The organism is Streptomyces polygonati (assembly GCF_042650325.1).
In the GTDB taxonomy this organism is placed as follows: Bacteria; Actinomycetota; Actinomycetes; order Streptomycetales; family Streptomycetaceae; genus Actinacidiphila; species Actinacidiphila polygonati.
This window is the reverse complement of record NZ_JBHSBB010000009.1, coordinates 22,772-45,592: the sequence shown is the minus strand read 5'-3', so window position 1 is coordinate 45,592 and position 22,821 is coordinate 22,772. Positions and strand designations below refer to the sequence as shown.

The window sequence follows — 22,821 nt, the reverse complement described above, 5'->3', positions numbered from 1 at the left end:
GCCTGGGGGGATGGAGCCCTGGAAGTGCGAGAGATAGGAGGTCTGCTGCAGGTGCGCCCCTGAGAATTGTGCTCGACTTGCACATGGGTCAAGGGATATTGCGGACGCGGGACGTTCTTATTGCGCGAACTCAGCGCTACCCGGGGGTGCGTGGCGGGCGAACGGCGCTGGTTAGGTGCGATCCCGAACACCGGGACACAGCTCGGACCTCTTCGGCCCATGTGCGCGCACACGCGAAGAGGCCGCCGTCCCCCTCGGGACGGCGGCCTCTCTACTGGCTGCCTGCTACCGGTACCGCGTCGCCGTCGTATACGGCCCGCGGATCGCTACCGGGGTTACGGGTACGACGTCACCGTCGACGGCGTCGTTCCGGTCCCCGAGGTGCCGGGACCGATGTTGTTGATGACATGGGCGTATTGGCCCATCCCACCGAGCGACACCACCAACAGGTCGTGGAACTTCACGCCGGGCGTGCTGGGCGCCTCGAACCCGTGGTCCTGGATGATCGTCGGGTCCGTGGTGAAGTTGCAGTAGCTGCCGAGTCCCCAGCCTTCGTGGGTGGTGACGTTGTCGTCCACCTTGTAGGCCGCGAACCCTCTGACACTGCCGTTCTGGACGGCGGCCTGGTTGGGCGCGTCGTAGGCGATCTCGTTCTGGAAGAAGATCGTCTTGCCGTTCTGTCCCGACCACTCCACGTCGTACTTCTTGAAGTGTTCGACGAACAGACCGGTGGCCAGCACGTTGTTGCCGTTCACCCGTAGACCGTAGTCCGCCGGGTTGACCGTCCAGCCGGTCGGTGCCGCGCCGTGGTCGGCCCGCCAGATCCAGGTGTGGTCGATGATCACGTCGTTGCTGTTGATCTCGAACGCGGTCTGCGCCTGGGCGGGGGTGGCACCGCCGACCCGGGCGAAGACGTCCTGGATGGTGGTCGGGTTGCCGGCGTGGCTGGCCGCCGAGCCGGGCGCGCCGACCTGGAGGAGCTGCGCCGAGTTGCCGGTGCCGGCGTCGATCAGGAAGCCGGCCAGCTTGACGCCGTCCACGTCGGCGACCTTGACCGCGTCCACGCCGTTGTCCGGGATGACCGTGGCGTAGCCGAGGCCGAGGACGACGGTGTTGGCGCGGGTCACGTTGATCGGCTGGTCCACGTGGTAGATACCCGGCGTCAGCACCAGGTTGAGCCCCTGCGCCAGCGCCGCGTTGATGGTGGCCGCGGAGTCACCGGGGTGGGCCACGTAGAACTGCGACAGCGGGATCGAGGTGCCCGGCGTGTTCGGCCAGTCGACCCCGACGGCGTTGGTGCGCAGGTTCGGCACGAACACCGCGTAGTTGCCGCTGCTGTCCAGGTACATGTACGGCTTGTCGCGCGACTCCGGAGTGCTGGCCAGCGTCGTGTAGACCGGGTTCGGGAAGCCCTGCGCCGGAGCGCCCTGGACACCCGAGAACACCATGTTCCACACGCCGTTGGTCCAGCCGCCGATCGAGCTGTCGCGGGTGTACCACTGCTGCTGCGAGTACGGGCCGACGGTGCCGTCGATCTTGCTGTCGGCGATGTAGCCGCCACTCGCCCAGCCGTAGCCGTTCGGCGCCAGGTTCAGGCCGCCCTCGACGTGGATCCGGCGGAAGGGGGCCGCCTGCGCGACCGCCCACCGGTCGGTGCCGCTGACCGGCTTGATGGCCAGGTTCTCCACCGAACGCCAGAAGTTCTGGGTGGCGTTGCCGTTGAACCAGCCGGCGTCCACGGTGATGTCACCGTTGATCTGGACGTCGTCGGGGTTCTTGCCCAGACCGGAGACGGAGGTGTAGAAGCCCACCTGGTCGTTCAGGCCGTTGTAGGTGCCCGGCTTGAAGAAGACCTGGTAGCGCGCGTTGCCGAACTGGTTGGACTCCTGCTGGGCGAAGATCGCGTCCAGCTGGCCCTGGATGTTCGGGGTCGACGGGTCGAAGACCTTCACGTTGGGGCCGAGGTCGCCGCCGCCCTGGATGGGGCCGGTGGGCGGCGGGGTTGTGGTGCCTCCGGTGCCGCCGCTGCCGGCGGTGCCGAAGACCTGGAACTCCCACAGCGAGTAGCCGTAGGCGGTGCCGCGGACGGTGCCGTACACCCGGACGTAGCGGCCGGAGCCGGTGACCGCCAGGGTCTGGACGCCGCCGGTGCCGGTGGTGGTGGAGTAGATGTCGGTCCAGGCCGTCCCGTCATTGGACGTCTGGATCTTGAAGGCCTTGCCGTACGCGGCCTCCCAGTTGAGCACCACCTGGCTGATGCTGGCGGTCGCCCCGAGGTCCACCTGGAGCCACTGGGGGTCGGCGGCGGCGCTGGACCAGCGGGTGCCGGTGTTGCCGTCCACGGCCGAGGAGGCCGGGGTGCCGGCGTTCTCGGTGGAGGAGGCGGTGGCCGTCTTGCCCTGCGAGATCAGGGTGCCCGCGGCCGGCGGCGTGGTGGTGGTGCCGCCGGTGGAGCCGAAGACCTGGAACTCCCACAGCGAGTAGCCGTAGCCGGTGGCACGGACCGTGCCGTACAGCCGGACATAACGCCCGGAACCGTTTACGGAAACCGTCTGGTTGCCACCGGCGCCCGTGGTGGTGGAGTAGATGTCCGTCCAGTTCGTGCCGTCCGCGGACGTCTGGATCTTGAAGGACTTGGCGTACGCCGTCTCCCAGTTGAGGGTGACGGAGGTGATGGTGTCGGTCGCCCCGAGGTCCACCTGGAGCCACTGGGGGTCGGCGGCGGCGCTGGACCAGCGGGTGCCGGTGTTGCCGTCCACCGCCGCGGAGGCCGGGGTGCCGGCGTTCTCGGTGGAGGAGGCGGTGGCCGTCTTGCCCTGCGACAGCAGGGTGTCGGCCGCGTGCGCGGAGCGCATCGGCACGAACAGCAGCAGCGAGGCGACGAGCGCCGTGAGGACCGCCGCTACGATATTTCGCCGGCCCGACAGCACCGAGGATCTCAGTGCGGGCGGACCGGTGGGGGGAGCGAGCATGAGCAACTCTCCTGGTTCCACAGGTGGGGGCAGAAGTGGACGACCGCCCCGCCGTCGGACGGCGGAACGGCGAGATGCCGTGATCAGCATGAACTACGGGCGGACGCACTCCGGTTGAGAGTGAGAGCGCTCTCCCGACGCACACCGAGATGTTTCTCCCTGTGTTTCATCCATGTCAAGAGTTGTGCACAAAGCCGGGGCCGGAAAACGAAGAAGCTTCACCAATCCCGGCAAACGGGTCGTGCCGTACGGTCGGCACCGGCCCTGCCTTCAGATGGTGAACGCAAGACGCGGCCCGGCCGGCGGGACCCCCGCGGTCGCCCCGGCGCCCCTGGGGGCAACGCGAAGGGCCGCCCCGGCGATTGCCGGGACGGCCCCTCGGACAGCGGCGTTCAGGCCGTCACAGCGCCTGTCAGGCGGCCGTGCCGGCGCCCCGGCGCTTGCGGGCGTACCACAGCGCGCCGCCACCGACCACCAGCACGCCGGCGGTGATGCCGAGCGGCAGGGCCGGGGACGAGCCACCGGTCTCGGCCAGCACCTCGCCGGTGCTGCCGTCAGGACCCGGCTTGTTGCCGTGGCCACCGGAGGACGAGCCCCCGGAGGACGAGCCGCCGTGACCCGGCTTGCCCGGCTTGCCGGGCTTGCCGGGCTTGCTCGGCGGGGTCTGCGTGCTGATCTGCTTGACCGACTTCACCGAACCGTCGGCGTTCAGCAGCACCTGCTTGTTGTTCGGGTGCCGGAAGTCGAACGCGCCGGTCAGCGAGTTGGCGCGGCTGTCGAAGGACGCGTCGCCGATCCCGCCGGTCTTCCAGTTGTCCTCGATGAACTTGGTGATCGACGCCTGCTCGGTGCGGGTGTGGTCGACCGAGTTCACCTTGCTGTACGGGGAGATCACCAGCAGCGGCTGGCGGGTGCCGGGGCCGCAGCGGTCGGCGTAGCCGCCCGCGGACTTCGGGCCGGCCTGGCAGGCGGGGCTGTCCGTCGTCTTGCCGTTGGAGGCCAGCGTGGTGTCCTTGGAGCCGTTCTGCGGCTTGGCGTAGGCGTGGTCGTACCAGCCGTCGGAGTCGTCGTAGGCGACGACGACCGCGGTGTCCTTCCAGGAGGAGGACGACTGGACCGCGTTGATCTCCTTGACCAGGAAGTTCTGCTCGTCCGTCGGGTCGGAGTAGCCGGCGTGGCCGTCCTGGTACTCCGCGGCCTTCAGGAAGCTGACGGCCGGCAGGTTGCCCGCCTTCAGCGCCGAGTCGAAGTCGGTCAGGTCGTAGTTGTGGTTCGCCTGGCCGTTGTGACCGATCTCGGCGGTGTTCTTGGGCGGCAGGTGGTGCGGGTTGGACGTGGACTTGTAGTACTCGAAGGGCGAGTGGTGCGCGCTGTAGTCGACCGAGGCCGCGCCGCCGATGTTGGTGTGGGTGTTGCCCTGGCAGTTGGCGTAGTCGCCCGACTTGCCGTCCCACGCGGTGGAGGGACGGAAGCCGCCCTGGAACCAGCCCCAGCTGACGTTCTTGGAGTTCAGCAGGTCACCGATGTTCTTGCCCTGCATCACGGCCAGCGCGTTGGCGCTGGTGTGGCTGCTGTCCGCGCAGTCGTCGAAGGCCGGGTCGGGGTCGTTGATGACCGTGCCGACGCCCTTCGCGTTGGGCGAGACCACCGTGTAGGCGTCCGGCGTCGCGGTCTGCTTCGGGTTCTCGGTGCCGGTCTTCGGGTCGACCGAGATCACACCGTGCGTCTGACCGGAGACCAGGTTCAGCGCGCCCGGGGTGGAGGGCCCGTAGGTGCTGCTGTACGAGTTGTCGCCGAGCGAGTAGTGCTGGGCGTAGTTCCACAGACCGGTGACCGTGTTGCCGTCGTAGTAGTCCGTGACCAGACCGGGCTCGCCGAACAGACCGCCGGAGCAGGTGCTGGTCTCGGTGTTCTGGACGTACTGATCGGCCTTGCCGCCGTTGGCCGCGTACTGCTCGGGGCCGTAGGAGTGGTTCTGGTCGCAGGTCACGGCCTTGTCGGGGCCCAGGCGCTTGGGCGCGTACTGGTTCGGGTTCTTCTTCAGCAGGCCCGTGTTGAGGAGGTTGTCCGCCTTCGGGGTCTGGCGGGCCGCGGTGAATTTGGTGCCGTCGGTGTTGGCCGCCACCGGGTAGCTGCCGAAGTAGTGGTCGAACGACACGTTCTCGTCGAAGATGACGACGACGTGCTTGATCGGGGTGGTGGTGTTGGCGTCGCCGCTGTGGTGGTCGGGCGCGGCGGCGTTGGCTGGCGCCGCGCCGCCCAGCAGGACGAGCGCCGCAGCACCTGCGAACGCCCCCCAGCGCGCGGTTCGCATGCGCGCGACCGCCCCTCTTCTCGTGCCCGTACCGCTACTGGTGGTCATATTCGGTCTCAGCCTCCGCTAAGTGGCGCTTTGCTCGTGCCGCAGGTGATTCACGCACGTTGTCGAACGCGATCGTTCTGGCGACTCGCGACATGACAGGGGCACGCTGATGGCGGGCGGGTGAACACCGGGTCAGTAAATCCTGAGGAAATCTTGACTGGGCCTTTACTCTTTTTGCGGTGTGACACCCGATCAGGCCAGCAGACCGCTGCCGAGCCAGTCGGAGCGGTCGCGGACGCCCGGCAGCGCGAAGAAGTAGCCGCCGCCGAAGGGCGAGATGTAATCCACCAGCGGCTCGCCGGCCAGCCTTTTCTGTACGGTGGCGAACTGCCGTTCCAGGTCCTGCTGATAGCAGACGAATATCAGCCCCATGTCGAGGTTGCCATTGCTGTCCATGCCCTGGTCGTAGTTGTAAGCACGGCGCAGCAGACGGGAGTCGTCGGTCGCGGCGGTCCGCGGATTGGCCACCCGGATATGGCTGTCCAGCGGGATGATGTCGCCGGTCGGGTCGAGGGAGAACTTCGGCGTGTCGAACTCGTGCACGCCGTCCAGCGGCGCGCCGGTGTCCCGGTTCCGGCCGAACATGCGCTGCTGCTCGATGATGGACACCCGGTCCCAGAACTCGACCAGCATGCGGATCAGCCGCACCACCTGGTACGAGCCGCCGGTCGTCCAGGCCGGCTCGCCGCCGCCGTTCACCCAGAGCAGCCGGTCGGCGACCGCAGGATCGGCTACGTCCGGATTGGCGGTGCCGTCCTTGAAGCCCAGGTGGTTGCGCGGGGTGCCGCTGGGCCGGGGCGGACTGGTGAAGCCGTCCATCCGCCAGCGCACCTGCATCCCGCCGCGGGTGTTGCGGGTGACGTCGCGCAGCGCGTGCAGCACCGTGTCCGGGTGCGGCGCGCTGAACTGAAGGCTCAGGTCGCCGTGGCACCAGGCGGGTCGCAGATCGTCGTCGGGGAAGGCCGGCATGGTGCCCAGCCGCAGCGGCTTGCGGTCCTTCAGCCCGAACCGGTCGTCGAACAGCGACGCGCCGACACCGGCGGTGACCATCAGCCCGTCGCCGGGCACCCGCGGGCCGAGTGTGCCGCTGTCCGACAGGGAGTCGGTGATGCCCACCGGCGCGGGGGTGCCGCCGGTGGTCAGGAAACGGGCCCGCTCGGTGACGGTGTGCAGCAGTTCGGTGAGTTCCCGCCGGTCGGTGGCGGTGACATCGAAGGAGAGGAAGGCGGTGGACTGGGTGACCGGCTCGGCGACACCGGCCTGGTGCGGCCCGTGGAAGGCGGGCCGGGGGCTCGCCGAGGGGGTCGGGGTGGCGGCGGAGGCGGTGCCCCCGGCCAGTGCGGCGGCGCCTCCGGCGACCGCGCCGACCGCGCCCACACCCAGCGCCGCGCCGCGCAGGAAGCCGCGCCGCCGCAGATCGCCGGCCCCGGTCGGCTCGTGTGTGTCGGTCATACCGTCCTCCGTACTTCGAAGATCGCCGCCACCGGCGAGAGCCGTTCCAGCAGATCGCCGAAGTCGGCGTTGATCCGCTCGCGCTGACTCTGTGTCAGTTTGTCCAGCGGGGTCCAGACCCCGCCGCGGTCCTGCGCGGCCAGATCGCGCTGGGCCCGCTCCAGCGAGGCGTTGAGCTGCGCCAGACCCGGATCGCGGGGCACCAGCAGGGAGTTGAGCTCGTTCAGGATTTCCCGGGTGCCGTCGATATTGGCGCTCGCGGTGGCCAGATTGCTGCCGCTGCCGTAGTCGGTGCGCGCGGTCAGCTCGAACTGCTCGGCGTTCTCGATGATCTCGTGCGCGCGCAGGCCCATCGCGGCCGGGTCCATCCGCTGGCTCGGCCAGGAGGCGCGCAGCGCGTCGACGTCCTGGTCCAGCCGGTCGGCCGGGCCGCGCAGCGACGCGGCCGACTCGCCGTGCCACAGGCCGTACTCGATCCGGTGGAAGCCGGTGAAGCCCGGGTCCTGGGCCGCGCCGGGCGCGAGCGAGGCGGTGCCGTTGATCGCGCCGTCCGCGTCGCCGAAGGTGTCGTACGCGGCGCCCATCCGCTCGTAGACCAGGTGCGCGGTCAGCCAGTCGCGGCGGGCCGCGGCGAGGTCGCCCCGGCCGATGTCGGCCTTCAGCACCGCGGTGCGGGCCGCGAGTTCGGTGATCCGCCGGCCGACCCACTGCTGGTAGTCCAGGGTCGGCGGGATCAGGTCGTGCTGGGTGACCGGAAGGGTCGAGGGACCCTGCGGCAGCCGGCCCGGCACGGTGACAACCGGCCCGGTGACCGCGTCGGTGTCCTCCTGCTCGCACTTGAAGGCGTACGTGCCGCTGCCGAGGTCGACCACCAGCGACTGGCTGGTGCCGGGCCCCAGGCCCTCCACCTCGCCGTAGATCCGGCCGGTCCTGGGGTCGGTCAGATAGACCTCGCTGGCGCTCCCCCCGGAGTTGTGCAGGTCGAAGGCCTGCGTCCCGGTGTGCGGCTCGGCCCAGCCCTGGCCGCAGGTGCTCGGTGAGACGTCCACCGCGGTGTGGCGCAGACCGTCGGCGGCCGGCGCCGACGCGTTCTTGCCGTGCGCGGGCGAGTGGCCGCCGGTGGCCACCACCGTCGCGGTGACGGCGGCGGCGACCACGACCACCGCGACCGCGGACTGGACGATACGGGTGCGGCGCCGCGGGCCCGGGACGGGTATGCCGGGGTGCTCGGCCACGGCTCCGGCCGTGACCGCGGCGCCGGCCGCGGATTCGGTGGCGGGTTCGGCGCCGGCCCGGGCGGGCGAGCCGGCCGCGGCGCCGGTCACCGGCTCGCGGTCGGCCCCGTCGGCGGGCTCGGTTTCGGGCTCGGTGTCGGGTTCGGCGGACACACCGGACCTCCGGATTTCCGTGCGCTGGATCGTGGGTGCCGCTCATGCTAAGCACGGGTCGGCACCCCCACCCACCGGGGCAGCGGCCAGGAAACCACAATTCCCCCGCAGTTCACCCACCCGACACTGTAAGGGTTACCTAACTGACCCTTTCGGCCCTGGTCGGGGACGCCGGGGCTGCCCGGCCCGGTCCGGGAGCGGCCGCCCGCGCCCGCTCCGGGAGGTCAGTCACAGGTCAGCAGCCCCGCGTCCAGCTTCGCGGTGAGCACCCGCCGCACACTGTCGTCCACCGACTCGCGCAGGGTCGTGTCGCTCGACATCCGGCTGAGCACCGCACCGGTCATCGGCACGATGTCGCTCGGCCGGACGGTCAGCACCAGATTGCCGCCGGCCGAGATGAAGTCCAGCGCCCGCTGGGCCGGGGTGTGGTCCAGGACCGCGACGGCCTTGCCCAGGTCGTCGGAGACGATCGCGCCCTGGAAGCCGAGCGAGCCGCGCAGCACACCGCGGATCACGGTGGGGGAGAAGGCGGCCACATGGTCGGGGTCGATCCGGCTGTAGATGGCCGACGAGACCATCACGAACGGCGTCCCGGCCCGCACCGCGCTGCGGAACGGCTGGAGGAACGGGTCGTCGCGGGTGGTCACGCCATCCACCACATGGGCGACGAGGTCGGTGTTGCCGTGCACCCGGCCGAGACCGGGGAAGTGCTTCGCGGTGGTGATCACCCCGGCCTGGAGCATGCCGCCCAGGAAGGCGTCGCTGTGCGAGGACACCGCGGCCGGATTCGTACCGAACTCTCGGTCCAGCTGGCCGATCGGCGCGTTGACGTCCACCAGGTCGGGCGGGACGGTGTCGGCGACCGGCGCGAGGTTCATGTTGACCCCGGCCCCCTTCAGCTGCCGTCCCCAGTCCGCCGCGCTGCTGCGCAGCAGGGAGGTCGACCAGGTGCCCTGTGTCACCGCGCTCGGGATCGCGCTGAAGCCCGGCCCGTTGAGCACCTGGACCTGGCCGCCCTCCTGGTCGGTGGAGACCAGCATCCGCAGCTGGACGCCCTTGACCACCGGGGCCAGCGACTGCACCTTCTGGGTGATCGGCCGGACCGACGCGGCTCCGGCGTCGGTGTGGCCGAACAGGATCACCGACCCCACCCGCCCGCGGGTGATCGCGGTCGCCTGAGCGGTCGTCATGCCGGTGCTGGAGACCGCGGACATGAACAGCTGGCCGACCTGCTGCGCCCGGGACATCGCTTTGACCGCCCGCTCCACGCAACTCGCGGTGTGCGCTGTGCTGGTGGCCGGCGGCGGCACGGAGGGCGTGCCGCTCGCGGTGGTGGAGGGGGAGGCCGAGGACGAGGCGCTGCTGCTCGCGCTCGTCGAGGGCGTCGCGGGCGCGGTGGAGGCGCCCGGCGTCCCGTCGTGCCCGTTGCCGCAGGCGGCGACGGTGGCCAGCAGCCCGAGGGCGACGGCGCGCAGCGCTGGCCGGCGGACGCGGCCGGCGCGCGGCACGGCCACCGATACGGGGGCCGGTGCGGTGGAGACCGTCGGCGCGGTGTCGGCGGGCGTCGGCACCGGGGGGACGTTCGGCTGGCGCACGGCGGAACCTCACACGTCGTAGATCGGGCGGAGCGGTGCGGGCACGAGAGTGATGCCCGTTTCCTCTGTGCCCGTTGTGACTCCTGTCATCTCAAGTGATCACAATAAACCCTCGTCGGAGGGCCGGGATGCGCCCTGACGGCCGAGCCCGGCCGACTCACCCGGTCCATGCCAGGGCGGACCGCCGCTGCGGGAACAGCGCCGCCAGTACCACCGCCAGCGCGGCCGTGGCGATCAGCAGGGACAGGTCCGCGTGCCCGTGGCCCACCAGCGCGGCGCCGGCCAGCGCGCCCGCGAACAGCGCCAGCACCGACAGCAGTCGCCGGCCCGACTTGCTCGTCGCGCCGCCCGCGAGCCGCGAGTCGGACGCGATGCCGACGATGGTCATCGTCAGCACGGTCGTGGTCAGATCGGGCACCGCCAGCCGGCGTACCACCGCGTTCTGCATGCCCATCGCCACGCCGAGCAGCACGATCAGCGCCCACCGGTCACCTCCCCGCGGCGGCAGGTCCACCACTCGGCTCAGCACCCAGGCCGCCAGTACCAGCACCACCTGGACGGTGGCCGACGTCAGCAGCAGCCGGGCCCGGTGCGAGACGACCCGCAGGGCCAGCCGGCCGCCGGCCGCGGCCCCGCAGACGAAGGACAGCAGGGACAGCCCCGCAGCGATCCGTGAGAAGCCGCTCGCCCCGGCCAGCGAGAAGGCCAGGAAGACGACGTTGCCCGTCATGTTCGCAACGAAGACATGACCCAGCACCAGATAGCTGAAGGAGTCCACCAGCCCGCTGACCAGCGTCAGCACCAGCAGCAGCGGCGGCAGCGGCCCCTGCGGGCCGGCGAGGTCGGGGACCAGGGTGCCGCGGGCCTCACGGAACGTGGTCTGAAAGACGGTCCGCACGGCGTCATCCTTCCGGGAGGCGTACCGGCCGCGGTCCGGGACAAAAGTACGGCGCGGGGTACGGCGGGTCGCATCACCATGGTGACCGGTCGTCCCCGGCGGAAGCGGTCGCCGCGCGAGGTCGGGGGCCGAAGTGACACCGACCGGCAAGGAGGTGATCTTCCATGGTCCAGCAATCCGCCCCCGCGTCGGACTCCGTCCCGGCCGGCACCGTCACCACCGACATCCCGGCCCGGCTCGACAGGCTGCCGTGGTCGCGCTGGCACTGGATGATCGTGATCGGACTCGGCACCGTCTGGATCCTGGACGGTCTGGAGGTCACCACGGTCGGCAACATCGCCGGCCGGCTGTCCGAACCCGGCAGCGGACTGGCCGTCACCTCCGCGCAGATCACCGGTATCACCGCCGCGCTCTATGTGGCCGGCGCGTGTCTCGGCGCCCTGTTCTTCGGCCGGCTGACCGACCGCTTCGGCCGCAAGAACCTCTTCATGATCACCCTGGCGGTGTATCTGACCGCCACCGCGATGACCGCGCTGTCCTTCGCGCCGTGGTGGTTCTTCCTGTTCCGCTTCCTGACCGGCTTCGGCATCGGCGGCGAGTACGCGGCCATCAACTCGGCGATCGACGAACTGATCCCGTCGAAGTACCGCGGCCGGGTGGACCTGATCATCAACGGCAGCTACTGGCTCGGCGCGATCGGCGGCTCGCTGCTGTCGATCGTGGCGCTGAACACCGGCATCTTCCCGGAGAACGTCGGCTGGCGGCTCACCTTCGCGCTCGGTGTGCTCCTCGGCCTGGTGATCCTGCTGGTACGGCGGCATGTGCCGGAGAGCCCGCGCTGGCAGATCATGCACGGACACGACGACGAGGCGGACGCCCTGGTCGGCTCGGTGGAGAAGACCATCGAGAAGGAGAAGCAGCGGCGACTGCCGCCCGCCGAGGGCGAGATCACCGTCCACCGGCGCGGGACCGTGGGCTTCCTGGACATCGCCCGCACGGTCTTCCGCACCTACCCCAGGCGCACGGTGCTCGGCCTGGCGCTGTTCGTCGGCCAGGCGTTCCTCTACAACGCGATCACCTTCGGCTTCGGGGCGATCCTGACCACCTTCTTCCATGTGTCCACCGGCGGCACCGGCTACTACTTCGCGGTCATCTCGGCCGGCAACTTCCTCGGCCCGCTGCTGCTCGGCCGGCTCTTCGACACCGTCGGCCGGCGGATCATGATCTCCTCCACCTATCTGCTCTCCGGTGTGCTGCTCTTCGCCACCGCCTGGCTCTTCGACCGCGGCTCACTCGACGCCACCACGCTGACCGCCTGCTGGTGCGTGGTGCTCTTCTTCGCCTCGGCCGGTGCCAGCAGCGCCTACCTCACCGTCTCGGAGATCTTCCCGATGGAGACCCGGGCGATGGCCATCGCCTTCTTCTACGCCATCGGCACCGCCGCCGGCGGCATCAGCGGTCCGCTGGTCTTCGCCGACCTCACCAAGTCCGGCGTGGTCGGCGACACGGTGCTGGCCTTCTGTATCGGCGCGGGCCTGATGTGCGCGGCCGGGCTGGTCGCGGCGGTGCTCGCGGTGAAGGCCGAGGGCCGTTCGCTGGAGGACATCGCCACCCCGCTCTCCTCGGCGCGGCAGCCCGGCTGAGGCTCCGGCGGATCCTTGCGCGATCTCTTGTAGGCGCCCCGGGGCCGTGCTACGTTCACCGCCATTCGAACCCAGTCGAATCAGTTCGACAGTCCTGCCGGGCGGGTTCGGGAGCACGAGGAGAGCAGGCGGATGACGGTGACCATCGCGGACGTGGCGCGGCACGCGGGTGTCTCCCGCAGCACCGTCAGCTACGTGCTCAGCGGCAATCGGACCATCTCGCCGGAGACCATCAAGCGGGTCGAACAGAGCATCGCCGTGCTGGGTTTCCGGCCGCACGCCGGGGCGCGGTCCATCCGCACCCGCCGCACCGGTGTGATCGCCATGGCCCTGCCGATGGTCTACGGCCCGCACAACCAGGTGCAGATGCCGTACGTCTGGGCGGCCCTGACAGCGGCTCAGGAGAGCGGCCTGAAGGTGCTGATGCTCACCGACGACGACGGCGAGGCGGCCATCAGGGACGCCGTCGCCAGCGCCCTGGTCGACGGGGTGATGCTGATGGAGGTGCAGCGGCAGGACCCGCGCATCCCGCTGCTCACCCGGCTGGCCTGCCCCGCGGTGGTGGTCGGCACCCCCGACGACCCGCACGGACTGCCGCGGGTCGACTTCGACTTCGCGCTGGCCGCCCGGGCCTGCGCCGAGCAGCTGCACGAGGCCGGTCACACCGCGGTCGGCTATCTCGGGCAGGCGCCCGAGGCCTTCGGACGGGACGTGGCCTACGCCATCCACGCCCGCGAGACGGTGACCGGCGCGCTGACCGACCGCGGCCAGACCAGCGTCTGGGCGGCCTGCGACGCCGCGCCCGGCGGGGTGGTCCGCGCGCTGGACGACCTGCTGGCCCGGCAGCCGGACCTGACCGCGCTGATCGTCTACAACGAACGGGCGCTGCCCCTGGTGATGGACCGGCTGGCCGGGCTCGGCGCCCGCGTCCCCGACGACATCTCGGTGATCGCCATCTGCCCGGACGACGAGGCCGAGCGGTGCGATCCGCCGCTGACCTCGGTCTCGCTGCCCGCCGAGGAACTGGCGCGGGCGGCCGTACGCAGTCTGGCCCGCCGGATCGAGGGGGAGGAACTGCCGGCCGCCACCCTGCTGGCCCCCACCCTCAAGATCCGCGCGAGCACAGGCCCGCGGCGCGCCACCGCCGGCCGGGCCTGACCCCTCTCCCGGCCCGGCCCCGGCCGGCCCCCTCCCCGGCCGCCGCCACCGGCGGCCGCGCCGGCCGGCGGCCGCACCCCGGGCCATCCACCCCCAGCCATCCGCCCGCCGGTTCCCGGCAGGCACCTCCCGCTGATATTCCGACGTCACTGTCGAATCAATTCGATCATCGCGAAAGGCACGTCATGAGCCGCACGACCTCCCGTGGTCCCCGTACCCCGCACCCGATCACCAGACCCGGTACGGCGGCCGTGCTCGCCGCGGCGGGCGCCCTGCTGCTGGCCGCCTGCGGCACCGGCGGCGGCGGTTCGGGCGGCGGCACCGACAGCCTGACCGAGATGGACTACTACGACGCGGCGCCGCAGAACACCCAGCTGCCCGCGATCCTCGACGAGTGCGGCGGCAAGGTGGGCGTGACGATCAAGCACCAGCAGGTGCCGCGGACCCAGTTCATGCCCAAGCTGCTCCAGCAGGCCTCCGCGCGCTCGCTCCCCGACCTGGCGCTGATCGACAACCCCGACCTCCAGCAGGTCGCCGCCACCGGCGGCCTGGTGTCGCTGTCCGCCGCGGGTCTGACCACGGCCGGCCTCTACCCGTCGATCGTCGCGGCCGGCCAGTACCAGGGCCAGACCTACGGCATAGCCCCCGGTGTCAACGGCCTGGCCCTCTACTACAACAAGGACCTCTTCACGCAGGCGGGACTCCAGCCGCCCAAGACCTGGGACGAGCTGAAGGCCGACGCCAAGAAGCTGACCGCGGGCCCCCGTTACGGCCTGGCGTTCAGCGCGGTCGGCAACGAGGAGGGCACTTTCCAGTTCGAGCCCTTCTTCTGGACGGCCGGCGCCGACCTGAAGCAACTGGACTCCCCGCAGGCCGTACAGGCGCTCACCTTGTGGAAGGACCTGGTGGGTGCCGGCTCCACCTCCAAGTCGGTGGTGACCTGGACCCAGGCCGATGTCAACGACCAGTTCCTGGCGGGCAACGCGGCCATGATGGTGAACGGTCCCTGGCAACTGCCCACGCTGAACGCCGACAAGAAGCTGCACTTCGGCGTGGTGCCCATCCCCGTTCCCGACGCCTCCGCCAAGCCGGTCACCCCGCTCGGCGGCGAGGTGTGGACCATCGGGCACAGCAACTCCGCCCGCGAGGCCAAGGCGGTCGCCGTCGTCAAGTGCCTGCTCGGCCACGACGAGAGCGCCAAGTGGGCCAAGGACGCGGGCTACATCCCCAGCGACCAGCAGGCCGCCGCCCAACTGGCCGGCAGCGACCCGCAGATGGCGGCCTTCGTCCAGGAAGTGGCCACCGCCAAGGCCAGGACCACCGAGCTGGGCACCGCCTACCCCAAGGCCAGCCAGGCGCTCGCCGACGCCATCCAGTCGGTGCTGGCCGGCGGCGGCAGCCCCAAGTCGGCGCTGTCCCAGGCCCAGTCCTCGGCCAAGAACTAGGACGCGCCGATGTCCACCACCACGGCCCGTGCGGCAATGAGGCCGCCCGAGCACACCTCCGCCGGCCGGCCGGCCGCACCACCGCGCGTCTCCGGCCGCCACAAGGCCCGCTGGGCGGCGATCGCCTTCGTGGCGCCCGCCTGGCTGTACGTCGCCGGCTTCTACCTCTACCCGCTGGCCGGCAGCATCCGGATGGGCTTCCAGAACTACACGGTCTCCTCCTTCTACACCGGCGTGGCCCCCTATGTCGGCTGGGACAACTACACCGCGGTCTTCCGCGACAGCCACTTCGGCCGCACGGTACTCAACACCGTGGTTTTCACCGCCGGCTCGCTGGTCTTCCAGTTCGGCATCGGCCTGGCGCTGGCGGTGTTCTTCAACCGCCGCTTCCCGCTGGGCGGTCCGCTGCGCTCGCTGCTGCTCGTGCCGTGGCTGCTGCCGCTGGTCGTGTCCGGCACCGCCTGGCGCTGGATCCTCGACACCGACTCCGGTGTGCTCAACCACGTGCTGGCGCAGCTGCACCTGATCGGCCACCCGGTCCCGTGGCTGGCCAGCACCCACGACTCGCTGATCGCGGTCACCCTGGTCAACATCTGGGTCGGCATCCCGTTCAACATGGTCATCCTCTACGGCGGCCTGCAGAGCATCCCCGGTGAGCTGTACGAGGCCGCCGCGCTGGACGGCGCCGGCGCCTGGCACCGGTTCCGGCACATCACGCTGCCGCTGCTGCGCCCGGTCACCGCGGTGGTGCTCACCCTCGGCCTCATCTACACCGTCAAGGTCTTCGACGTGATCATGATCCTCACCCAGGGCGGTCCGGCCGGCTCCTCGCAGACGCTGACCACCTACGCCTACAACCTGTCCTTCCAGCAGCTGCTGTTCGGCCGGGGCGCCGCGGTGGGCAATCTGCTCATCGTGGTGGCGGTGGTCTTCGCCGCGGTCTATCTGCGCAGCACCCGCGAGCAGCGGCAGGCCGGACGATGAGCGCCGCGACCGGCGGCCGGCCGCACCCGGCGACGCTCGCGGCGGGGCGCGCCCGCAGGGGCCGGGGCGCCGCCAACACCGTCATCGGCGTACTGATCCTGGCGGTGATGCTCTTCCCGCTGTACTGGATGCTCAACGCCTCACTGCTGCCCTCCACCGACCTGGTGAAGAGCTCGCCGACCTGGTTCCCGCTGCACGGCACCTTCCAGGGCTACCGCAACGCGCTGTCCAGCCAGGGCGGCCATCTGCTGGTCAGCCTCGGGGTGTCGGCCGGCACCGTCGTCGTGGTGCTGCTGATCTCCGTCCCGGCGGCGTACGGGCTGGCCCGGCTGCGCGCGCCCGGCGGCCGGCTGCTCACCTTCGCGCTGCTGATCGCCCAGATGATCCCCGGTGTGGTGATGGCCAACTCCTTCTACACCGCGGCCAACAGCCTGCACCTGCTGAACTCGCCGCTGGCGCTGGTGCTGGCCGACTCCACCCTGTGCGTGCCCTTCGCCACGCTGATCCTGCAGACCGCGATGCGCGGTGTGCCCGCCGAGCTGAGCGAAGCCGCCGTGCTGGACGGCGCGGGCCGGATCAGGACCCTGCTGTCGGTGATCCTGCCGGTGACCCGGAACGCGGTGATCACCGCCGGGCTGTTCTCCTTCCTGTTCGCCTGGGCCGACTTCCTGTTCGCGGTCACCCTCACCACGCAGGACGACCGGGCCCCGGTCACCGTCGGCATCTACCGCTTCATCGGCGCGCATCTGAGCGACTGGAACAGCGTGATGGCCACCGGCATCATCGCCTCCCTGCCCGCCGCCGTCCTGCTGGTCGTCGCGCAGCGCTATGTCGCGGCCGGCGTCACCAGCGGCGCCGTCAAGGACTGAGCCCCACCCGCTCGGACCGCCCATCCACCCGACCGAGGAGACCCCTTGCCGTCCGTGTTCACCCGCACCCCGAACCGACTGAGATGGCGCCACGGCCACCATGTGCTGGAGATCGAGCCCTGGGGCCCGGACAGCGTCCGGGTGCGGGCCGGTGTGCACCGCGTCACCGACGGTCTGCCGGGCGCGCTGGAGGCACCGCCGCCGGCCGCGGCCGCCGTCGTCGAAGTCCACGACACACACGCCACCCTCACCAACGGGCTGCTGCGTATCACCGTCGCCGCGGACGACGGCCTGGTCAGCGCGGAGCGCACCGACACCGGCGAGGAACTGCTGCGCGAGGAGCCGCCGCACTTCTGGTGGCCCGGCGCCCGCCACTTCGAGGCGTCCGGCGGCGACACCTACCGCATCGAGCAGCGCTTCGCCGCCTACGACGGCGAGCGGGTGCACGGCCTGGGCCAGCACGGCCACGGCCGCTTCGACCAGAAGGGCACGGTGCAGGAGCTCCAGCAGCGCAACGGCGAGGTCTCCATCCCGTTCGCGGTCTCCAGCCGCGGTTACGGCTTCCTGTGGAACAACCCCGCCGTCGGCCGGGTGGAGTTCGCCGCCAACGGCACCCGCTGGGTCGCCGACCGCGCCCGGCAGCTCGACTACTGGCTGACGGCCGGCCGCACCCCCGCCGAGATCCTGGCGCACTACGCCGACGCCACCGGTCACGCCCCGGCCTTCCCGCGCTGGGCGTCCGGACTGTGGCAGAGCAAGCTGCGCTACCGCGACCAGGCCGAACTCCTCGACGTGGCCCGCGAGTACGTGCGCCGGGGCCTGCCGCTGTCGGTGATCGTGGTGGACTACCTGCACTGGCGCAACCTCGGCGACTGGGACTTCGACCGCCGCCACTGGCCCGACCCGCGCGGGATGGTGGAGGAACTCCGCTCGCTGGGCATCGAACTGGCGGTGTCGGTCTGGCCGTCGGTCAGCCCGCTGTCGGCCGCCTACGCCGAACTGCGCGACGCCGGGCAGCTGGTGGCCACCTACAACGGCGTCACCCAGCACGGCGACTGGCCGGACACCGACGAGGCCCCCGAGGGCATCGGGGTGGCCTTCTACGACGCCACCGACCCCGCCGCCCGCGCGGCACTGTGGGACAGGCTGCAGGAGCACTACTACAAGCTCGGCATCCGCGCCTTCTGGCTGGACGCGTGCGAACCGGAGATGCGCCCAGGCCACCCGCACAACCTCAGCTACGCGGCCGGCCCCGGCTCGGAGGTCGCCAACCTCTATCCGCGCGAGCACGCCCGCGGCGTCCACGAGCACCTCACCGAGCAGGGCGAGACCGAGGTGCTGTCGCTGGTCAGATCGGCCTGGGCCGGCTCCCAGAAGTACGGCGTGGCGCTGTGGTCCGGCGACATCCCCGCCACCTTCGAGGCGCTGGCCGACTCCATCAGGGCCGGGCTCAACGTCGCCATGAGCGGCATCCCCTGGTGGACCACCGACATCGGCGGCTTCCACGGCGGCGACCCGGACGACGAGGACTACCGCGAACTCATGGTCCGCTGGTTCCAGTTCGCGGTCTTCTGCCCGCTGCTGCGGCTGCACGGCCACCGCGAACCGCGGATCTTCCACGGCCCGATCGGGGTCGGCGGCGGCCCCAACGAGATCTGGTCCTACGGCGAGCGCGCCGAGGCGGCCATGACCTCGGGACTGGCCCTGCGCGAACTCCTGCGCCCCTACATCCACCGGCAGCTGGCGGCCGGCCGGGACAGCGGCCTGCCGCTGATCCGCCCGCTGCTGCTGGAGTTCCCCGACGACGCCACCGGCTGGGACATCGACGACCAGTTCCTGTGCGGGCGCGATCTGCTGGTGGCCCCCGTCGTCCGGCCCGGGGCCCGCGAGCGCCGGGTCTATCTGCCGGCCGGCGCCGACTGGACCCTGCACGGCGCCGGCACCGTCCACCGGGGCGGCGGCTGGGTCACCGTCCCCGCCCCGCTGGAGTCCGTCCCCCTCTTCGTACGTGACCAGGCCGATCCCTTCATCTCCGTCAGGGAGGAACGATGAATCCCCTCAACACCCGATGGCGCGCCCGAGCACTGACCGCGGTGGCCGCCGCGGCGACCGCGCTGCTCGCGGCCGCCACCCTCAGCCCGTCACCGGCCGCGGCGGCGGACACCACCGTCACCGTCGACCTCGGCAGCCAGGGCGCCGCGCCCACCGCGGTCGGCTCCGGCTTCCTCTACGGGCTCAGCCAGGACGGCTCGGCGCCCGCCGACAGCCTGCTGCAACCGCTGAAGCCGCAGCTCTTCCGCGGCGGCGGCGCCCGGATCGCCGGCGGCGGCTGGCTGGGCGACGGCTACTCGGCCGGCTCCGGCTACCGGATACGGATCAACTCGGCGCTGTCCCAGGCCCGCCGGGTCACCGGCTCCGCCTACCACGCCACTTACCATCTGCTGGTCTCCGACGTGTGGGGCGCCGACACCACCCAGCCGTCCAACACCGTCTACCCGTGCGACAACGGCGACTGCTCCAACTGGAAGGCGTTCATCGACCAGTTGGTCGGCGATGTCCAGGCGTCCGGGGTGCCGGTCAGCTACGACATCTGGAACGAGCCCGACGGGACCGGCTTCTGGCAGCGGGGCGTCAACAGCGAGCAGTACTACCAGATGTGGGACACCGCGGTCCGCGAGATCCGCCGGCTGGCGCCGTCCGCCCCGATCGTCGGCCCGTCCTACAGCGGCTACAACCACGGCTGGCTGGACGGCTTCCTCGGCCGGACCAAGACCGACAACACGCTGCCGAACGTGGTCAACTGGCACTTCGGCAACGACCCGGCGGCCGACGCGGCGGACGCCCGCGCCCTGCTGTCCGCCCACGGCATCGCCCAACTGCCGCTCACCATCAACGAGTACCTGTTCTCACAGCAGCAGAACTCCGCCTACACCGCGTGGTTCCTCGACCGGCTCTCCGCCTCCGGGGTCAGCGCCGCCGCCCACGCCATCTGGACCGACTGCTGCGGCGCCGGCACCCTCGACTCCCTGCTGGTGGGCGGCCAGCCCACCGGCCAGTGGTACGTCTACCAGGCCTACGCGCAGCTCAGCGGCAAGCTGCTCGGCGGATCGGGCACCAACGGCGGCACCGCGGTCGCCGCCGCCCTCGACAGCGGCGCCCACCAGGTCAAGGCGCTGATCGGCAACAACTCCGGCCAGGGCGGCACCGCCACGGTGAACTTCCAGAACCTGGCCGCGGCCTCCTGGCTGACCGTGAACGGCAAGGTGCACGCCAAGATCCAGCGCATCCCGGACCAGAACCCGCTCAGCGGCGGCCCGGTGACCGTGCTCGACACCGACCTGACCCCGGACAACGGCACCCTGCACGTACCGGTCTCCGTCACCGGCGGCGCCGACGCCTACGCCGTCACCCTCACCCCGGGCAACGGCTCCACCGGACCGGTGAACCAGACGGTGACGGTCGACGGCACCGCCACCAACCCCGCCGACGCGAACCACTTCCAGTACGGCGCCAACTGGGGCGTCACCAACGGCGTGTCCGACATGTACCAGCAGACCGCGAACTGGTCCTACGTCGGCGGCGCCCAGGCGAGCTTCCGCTTCACCGGTACCAAGGTGGTGCTGTACGCGGTGCGCGACGTCGACCAGGGCATCATGACCCTGTCCCTGGACGGCGGGGCCGCGGTGGACGTGGACGACTACGCCTCCGCCCGCAACGCCTCGGGCGCGGTGTGGACCAGCGCGCAGCTCGCGGCCGGCAGCCACACCCTCACCATCACCAACAGCGGGCGCAAGAACGGCGCCAGCAGCGGCAACAACATTGCGATCGACCGCGCGGACGTCACCAGCTCCTGACCCCGGGCGGACGCGCGACGGCCGTGGCCCGGGAAGGGTTCCGGGTCACGGCCGTCACGCTCGATCAGTCGGGTTCGATCAGTCGGTGTCGGTCAGGCCTGGGCGAACAGCCCGGCCCGCAGCTTGTCCAGCGTCCGGCTGAGCAGCCGGGAGACATGCATCTGCGAGTAGCCGAGCTCCTCGCCGATCTGCGCCTGGGTCATCTCCTCGCCGAACCGCATCTGCAGCAGCTTGCGGTCGCGCTCGGGCAGCTGCTCCAGCAGCGGGGCCAGGCTGCCCAGGTCCTCCACCAGCTCCAGCGCGGGATCGCAGGCGCCGAAGGTGTCGGCCAGGGTGCGTCCCTCGCCGTCCGAGCCGCTGTCCGCGTCGCTGTAGGGGGTGTCGAGGGAGCCGGCCGTGTAGCCGTTGGCCGCCACCAGGCCCTCGATGACCTCGTCCTCGGCCAGATCCAGGTGCGCGGCCAGTTCGGCGACCGTCGGGTCCCGGTCCAGCAGCAGCGACAGCTCCTCCTTGGCCTTGCTCAGCTCCACCCGCAGCTCCTGCAAACGCCGCGGGACGTGCACCGCCCACGAGGTGTCGCGGAAGAACCGCTTCATCTCGCCGACGATGTAGGGGATCGCGAAGGTGGTGAACTCCGTCTCACGGGACAGGTCGAAGCGGTCGATCGCCTTGATCAGACCGATCGTCCCGACCTGGACGATCTCCTCGTGATCGGTGGCGGGGCGGTTGCGGTAGCGGCCCGCCGCGAAGTGCACCAGCGCCAGATTCATCTCGATCAGCGTGTTGCGCGCGTAACTGTAGGCGTGGGTTCCCTCCTCCAGCTCCTGGAGACGGTCGAAGAAGAGCCGCGACAGCACCCGGGCGTCCTGCGGCGCCACGCCCGTCGCGTCGTCGATCCAGGGCAGCCCGCCGGTCGCGTCCTGTGACGCCGCCGGCCACCGCTCGCTCGTCGCCGTACCGTCCGTGCCTTCTGACTGCTGAACCATTGCGGTCACGTCATCGCCTCGCACTCATCCGACTGTTCGCCGCCCGCCTGCCCCCGCCGCGGGGACGTATTCCACTTCGGTCCGGATTCAGTCCGGAATTTCTTCGCCGGACCCCTCGGCCGGTCCGGCGCCGAGCCGGCGCGGCAGCCAGTCGAGTTGGCTGGCCTGCTGGAACGGGCCGCCGCCCTCGTGGTTGTTGAAGTCGTGGACGTCGATGCGCTTGTCGTCCCCGGCGTAGGCGTTGTACGCCGCGAACACCGTTGACGGCGGGCAGACATCGTCCTCCAGCGCGGTGGAGAACAGCGCCGGGGCCCGGCCGCGAGCGGCGAAGTGCACCCCGTCGAAGTAGCCGAGCGTAGCGAACACCCGCGCCTTGGCCCGCCGGTGGACGGACAGGTACTGACCCACCTCACGGTACGGCGTGCGGTCGGTCAGCGCGGTGGCCCGCGGGAAATCGCAGAGGAAAGGGACATCCGGCGCGATGGCCAGCAGATCGGGCACCAGTCCGCCGACGGCCAGCGTGATGCCGCCGCCCTGGCTGATCCCGACCGCCGCGGTCCGCGCCGCGTCTGCCAGCGGATGGCTGCGGGCGGCCTCCACCGCGCGCACCGCGTCGGTGAAGACCCGGCGGTAGTAGAAGTCGTGCGGGTCCTCGATGCCGCGGGTGAGGAAGCCCGGGGCGGCCGGCCCGCTGCCGACCGGGTCCGGGGTGTCACCGCTCGACCAGCCGCCGCCCTGCCCCCGGGTGTCCATCACGAAGTACGCGAACCCGGCCGACGCCCAGAGCAGCGGGGTGTGCGGCAGACCGCGCCCGCCGCCGTACCCCACGAACTCGACCACCAGCGGCAGCGGTTCGGCGGTGCCGGCCGGCACCACGAACCAGCCCTTGATCCGGTGGCCGCCGAAGCCGGAGAAGGTGGCGTCGTAGGTCTCCACCGTACGCAGCCCGGTGCGCACCCGCTCGAAGCGCGCGTCCAGGTCGTGGCCGCGGGCCTCGGTCAGGGTGTCCGCCCAGAACCGGTCGAAGTCGGCCGGCTCCACCGAGCTGCTGCGGTAGCTCCTGAGCTGGTCCAGGGGCAGGTCGAACTCGGCCATCGGGGAGTGCCCTCCACGGCTCGGCGGCGGTCGTTGATCACCCCACGGTACGGGGCCCGGGCCGCCGCCGGGAGGGCAGGGGCCGGCCGAGCCGGGCGGCGGCCCCTCCGGAGAGCCGCG

At 71.1% G+C, this 22,821-nt stretch carries 15 protein-coding genes; 7 read left to right on the top strand and 8 right to left on the bottom strand.

Going from position 1 to position 22,821, the window contains the following annotated elements; genetic code table 11:
* Positions 1 to 335 precede the first annotated feature (335 nt).
* From ACFO3J_RS10425 to ACFO3J_RS10400, 6 genes are all read right to left on the bottom strand, one after another.
* The gene (locus tag ACFO3J_RS10425; protein ID WP_386428382.1) at positions 336 to 2,972 is read right to left on the bottom strand and encodes a discoidin domain-containing protein; all 2,637 of its coding nucleotides are present in this window, start codon (positions 2,970 to 2,972) and stop codon (positions 336 to 338) included.
* A 412-nt stretch (positions 2,973 to 3,384) separates the two neighbouring features.
* Positions 3,385 to 5,286, bottom strand: a complete 1,902-nt coding sequence (locus ACFO3J_RS10420) for an alkaline phosphatase family protein (protein ID WP_386428380.1) — start codon at positions 5,284 to 5,286, stop codon at positions 3,385 to 3,387.
* A 240-nt stretch (positions 5,287 to 5,526) separates the two neighbouring features.
* A complete protein-coding gene (gene efeB, locus ACFO3J_RS10415; protein ID WP_386428378.1) occupies positions 5,527 to 6,786 on the bottom strand; it encodes an iron uptake transporter deferrochelatase/peroxidase subunit in 1,260 nt (419 codons plus the stop codon).
* Entirely contained in the window at positions 6,783 to 8,174 is a 1,392-nt protein-coding gene (locus ACFO3J_RS10410) for an EfeM/EfeO family lipoprotein (protein WP_386428377.1), read from the bottom strand. Before ACFO3J_RS10410 ends, efeB begins: the two co-directional genes overlap by 4 nt.
* Before the next feature lie 224 nt (positions 8,175 to 8,398).
* Positions 8,399 to 9,769: a glycoside hydrolase family 3 N-terminal domain-containing protein gene (locus tag ACFO3J_RS10405; RefSeq protein WP_386428374.1), complete on the bottom strand. Its 1,371-nt coding sequence runs from the start codon at positions 9,767 to 9,769 to the stop codon at positions 8,399 to 8,401.
* A gap of 157 nt (positions 9,770 to 9,926) precedes the next feature.
* On the bottom strand, positions 9,927 to 10,667 hold the full coding sequence (locus tag ACFO3J_RS10400; RefSeq protein ID WP_386428372.1) for a YoaK family protein: 741 nt from the start codon (positions 10,665 to 10,667) through the stop codon (positions 9,927 to 9,929).
* Between the two features lie 164 nt (positions 10,668 to 10,831).
* Here ACFO3J_RS10400 and ACFO3J_RS10395 point away from each other — a divergent pair, with 164 nt between their 5' ends.
* The 7 genes from ACFO3J_RS10395 (at position 10,832) to ACFO3J_RS10365 (ending at position 20,620) form a co-directional block, all read left to right on the top strand.
* Positions 10,832 to 12,310, top strand: a complete 1,479-nt coding sequence (locus tag ACFO3J_RS10395) for an MFS transporter (RefSeq protein WP_386428370.1) — start codon at positions 10,832 to 10,834, stop codon at positions 12,308 to 12,310.
* 132 nt (positions 12,311 to 12,442) lie between these two features.
* Complete coding sequence (locus ACFO3J_RS10390; protein ID WP_386428367.1) at positions 12,443 to 13,468, top strand: LacI family DNA-binding transcriptional regulator; 1,026 nt, start codon at positions 12,443 to 12,445, stop codon at positions 13,466 to 13,468.
* A 185-nt stretch (positions 13,469 to 13,653) separates the two neighbouring features.
* Positions 13,654 to 14,913 carry a sugar ABC transporter substrate-binding protein gene (locus ACFO3J_RS10385; protein ID WP_386428365.1) on the top strand — a complete coding sequence of 420 codons (1,260 nt, stop codon included), beginning with the start codon at positions 13,654 to 13,656 and terminating at the stop codon, positions 14,911 to 14,913.
* 9 nt (positions 14,914 to 14,922) lie between these two features.
* On the top strand, positions 14,923 to 15,897 hold the full coding sequence (locus ACFO3J_RS10380; protein ID WP_386428363.1) for a carbohydrate ABC transporter permease: 975 nt from the start codon (positions 14,923 to 14,925) through the stop codon (positions 15,895 to 15,897).
* Positions 15,894 to 16,766, top strand: a complete 873-nt coding sequence (locus ACFO3J_RS10375) for a carbohydrate ABC transporter permease (RefSeq protein ID WP_386428361.1) — start codon at positions 15,894 to 15,896, stop codon at positions 16,764 to 16,766. The genes ACFO3J_RS10380 and ACFO3J_RS10375 overlap by 4 nt, the downstream gene beginning before the upstream one ends.
* A 45-nt stretch (positions 16,767 to 16,811) precedes the next feature.
* Positions 16,812 to 18,818, top strand: a complete 2,007-nt coding sequence (locus tag ACFO3J_RS10370; protein ID WP_386428359.1) for a glycoside hydrolase family 31 protein — start codon at positions 16,812 to 16,814, stop codon at positions 18,816 to 18,818.
* Positions 18,815 to 20,620 carry a beta-xylosidase gene (locus ACFO3J_RS10365; RefSeq protein ID WP_386428356.1) on the top strand — a complete coding sequence of 602 codons (1,806 nt, stop codon included), beginning with the start codon at positions 18,815 to 18,817 and terminating at the stop codon, positions 20,618 to 20,620. Before ACFO3J_RS10370 ends, ACFO3J_RS10365 begins: the two co-directional genes overlap by 4 nt.
* A gap of 92 nt (positions 20,621 to 20,712) precedes the next feature.
* On the opposite strand, the gene ACFO3J_RS10360 is transcribed toward ACFO3J_RS10365, so the two are convergent.
* Both ACFO3J_RS10360 and ACFO3J_RS10355 read right to left on the bottom strand, forming a co-directional pair.
* Positions 20,713 to 21,615 (bottom strand): RNA polymerase sigma factor SigF, encoded by a 903-nt coding sequence (locus ACFO3J_RS10360; protein ID WP_386428354.1) that lies wholly within the window; start codon positions 21,613 to 21,615, stop codon positions 20,713 to 20,715.
* A 78-nt stretch (positions 21,616 to 21,693) separates the two neighbouring features.
* On the bottom strand, positions 21,694 to 22,701 hold the full coding sequence (locus tag ACFO3J_RS10355; protein WP_386428352.1) for an acetylxylan esterase: 1,008 nt from the start codon (positions 22,699 to 22,701) through the stop codon (positions 21,694 to 21,696).
* Positions 22,702 to 22,821: the final 120 nt, after the last annotated feature.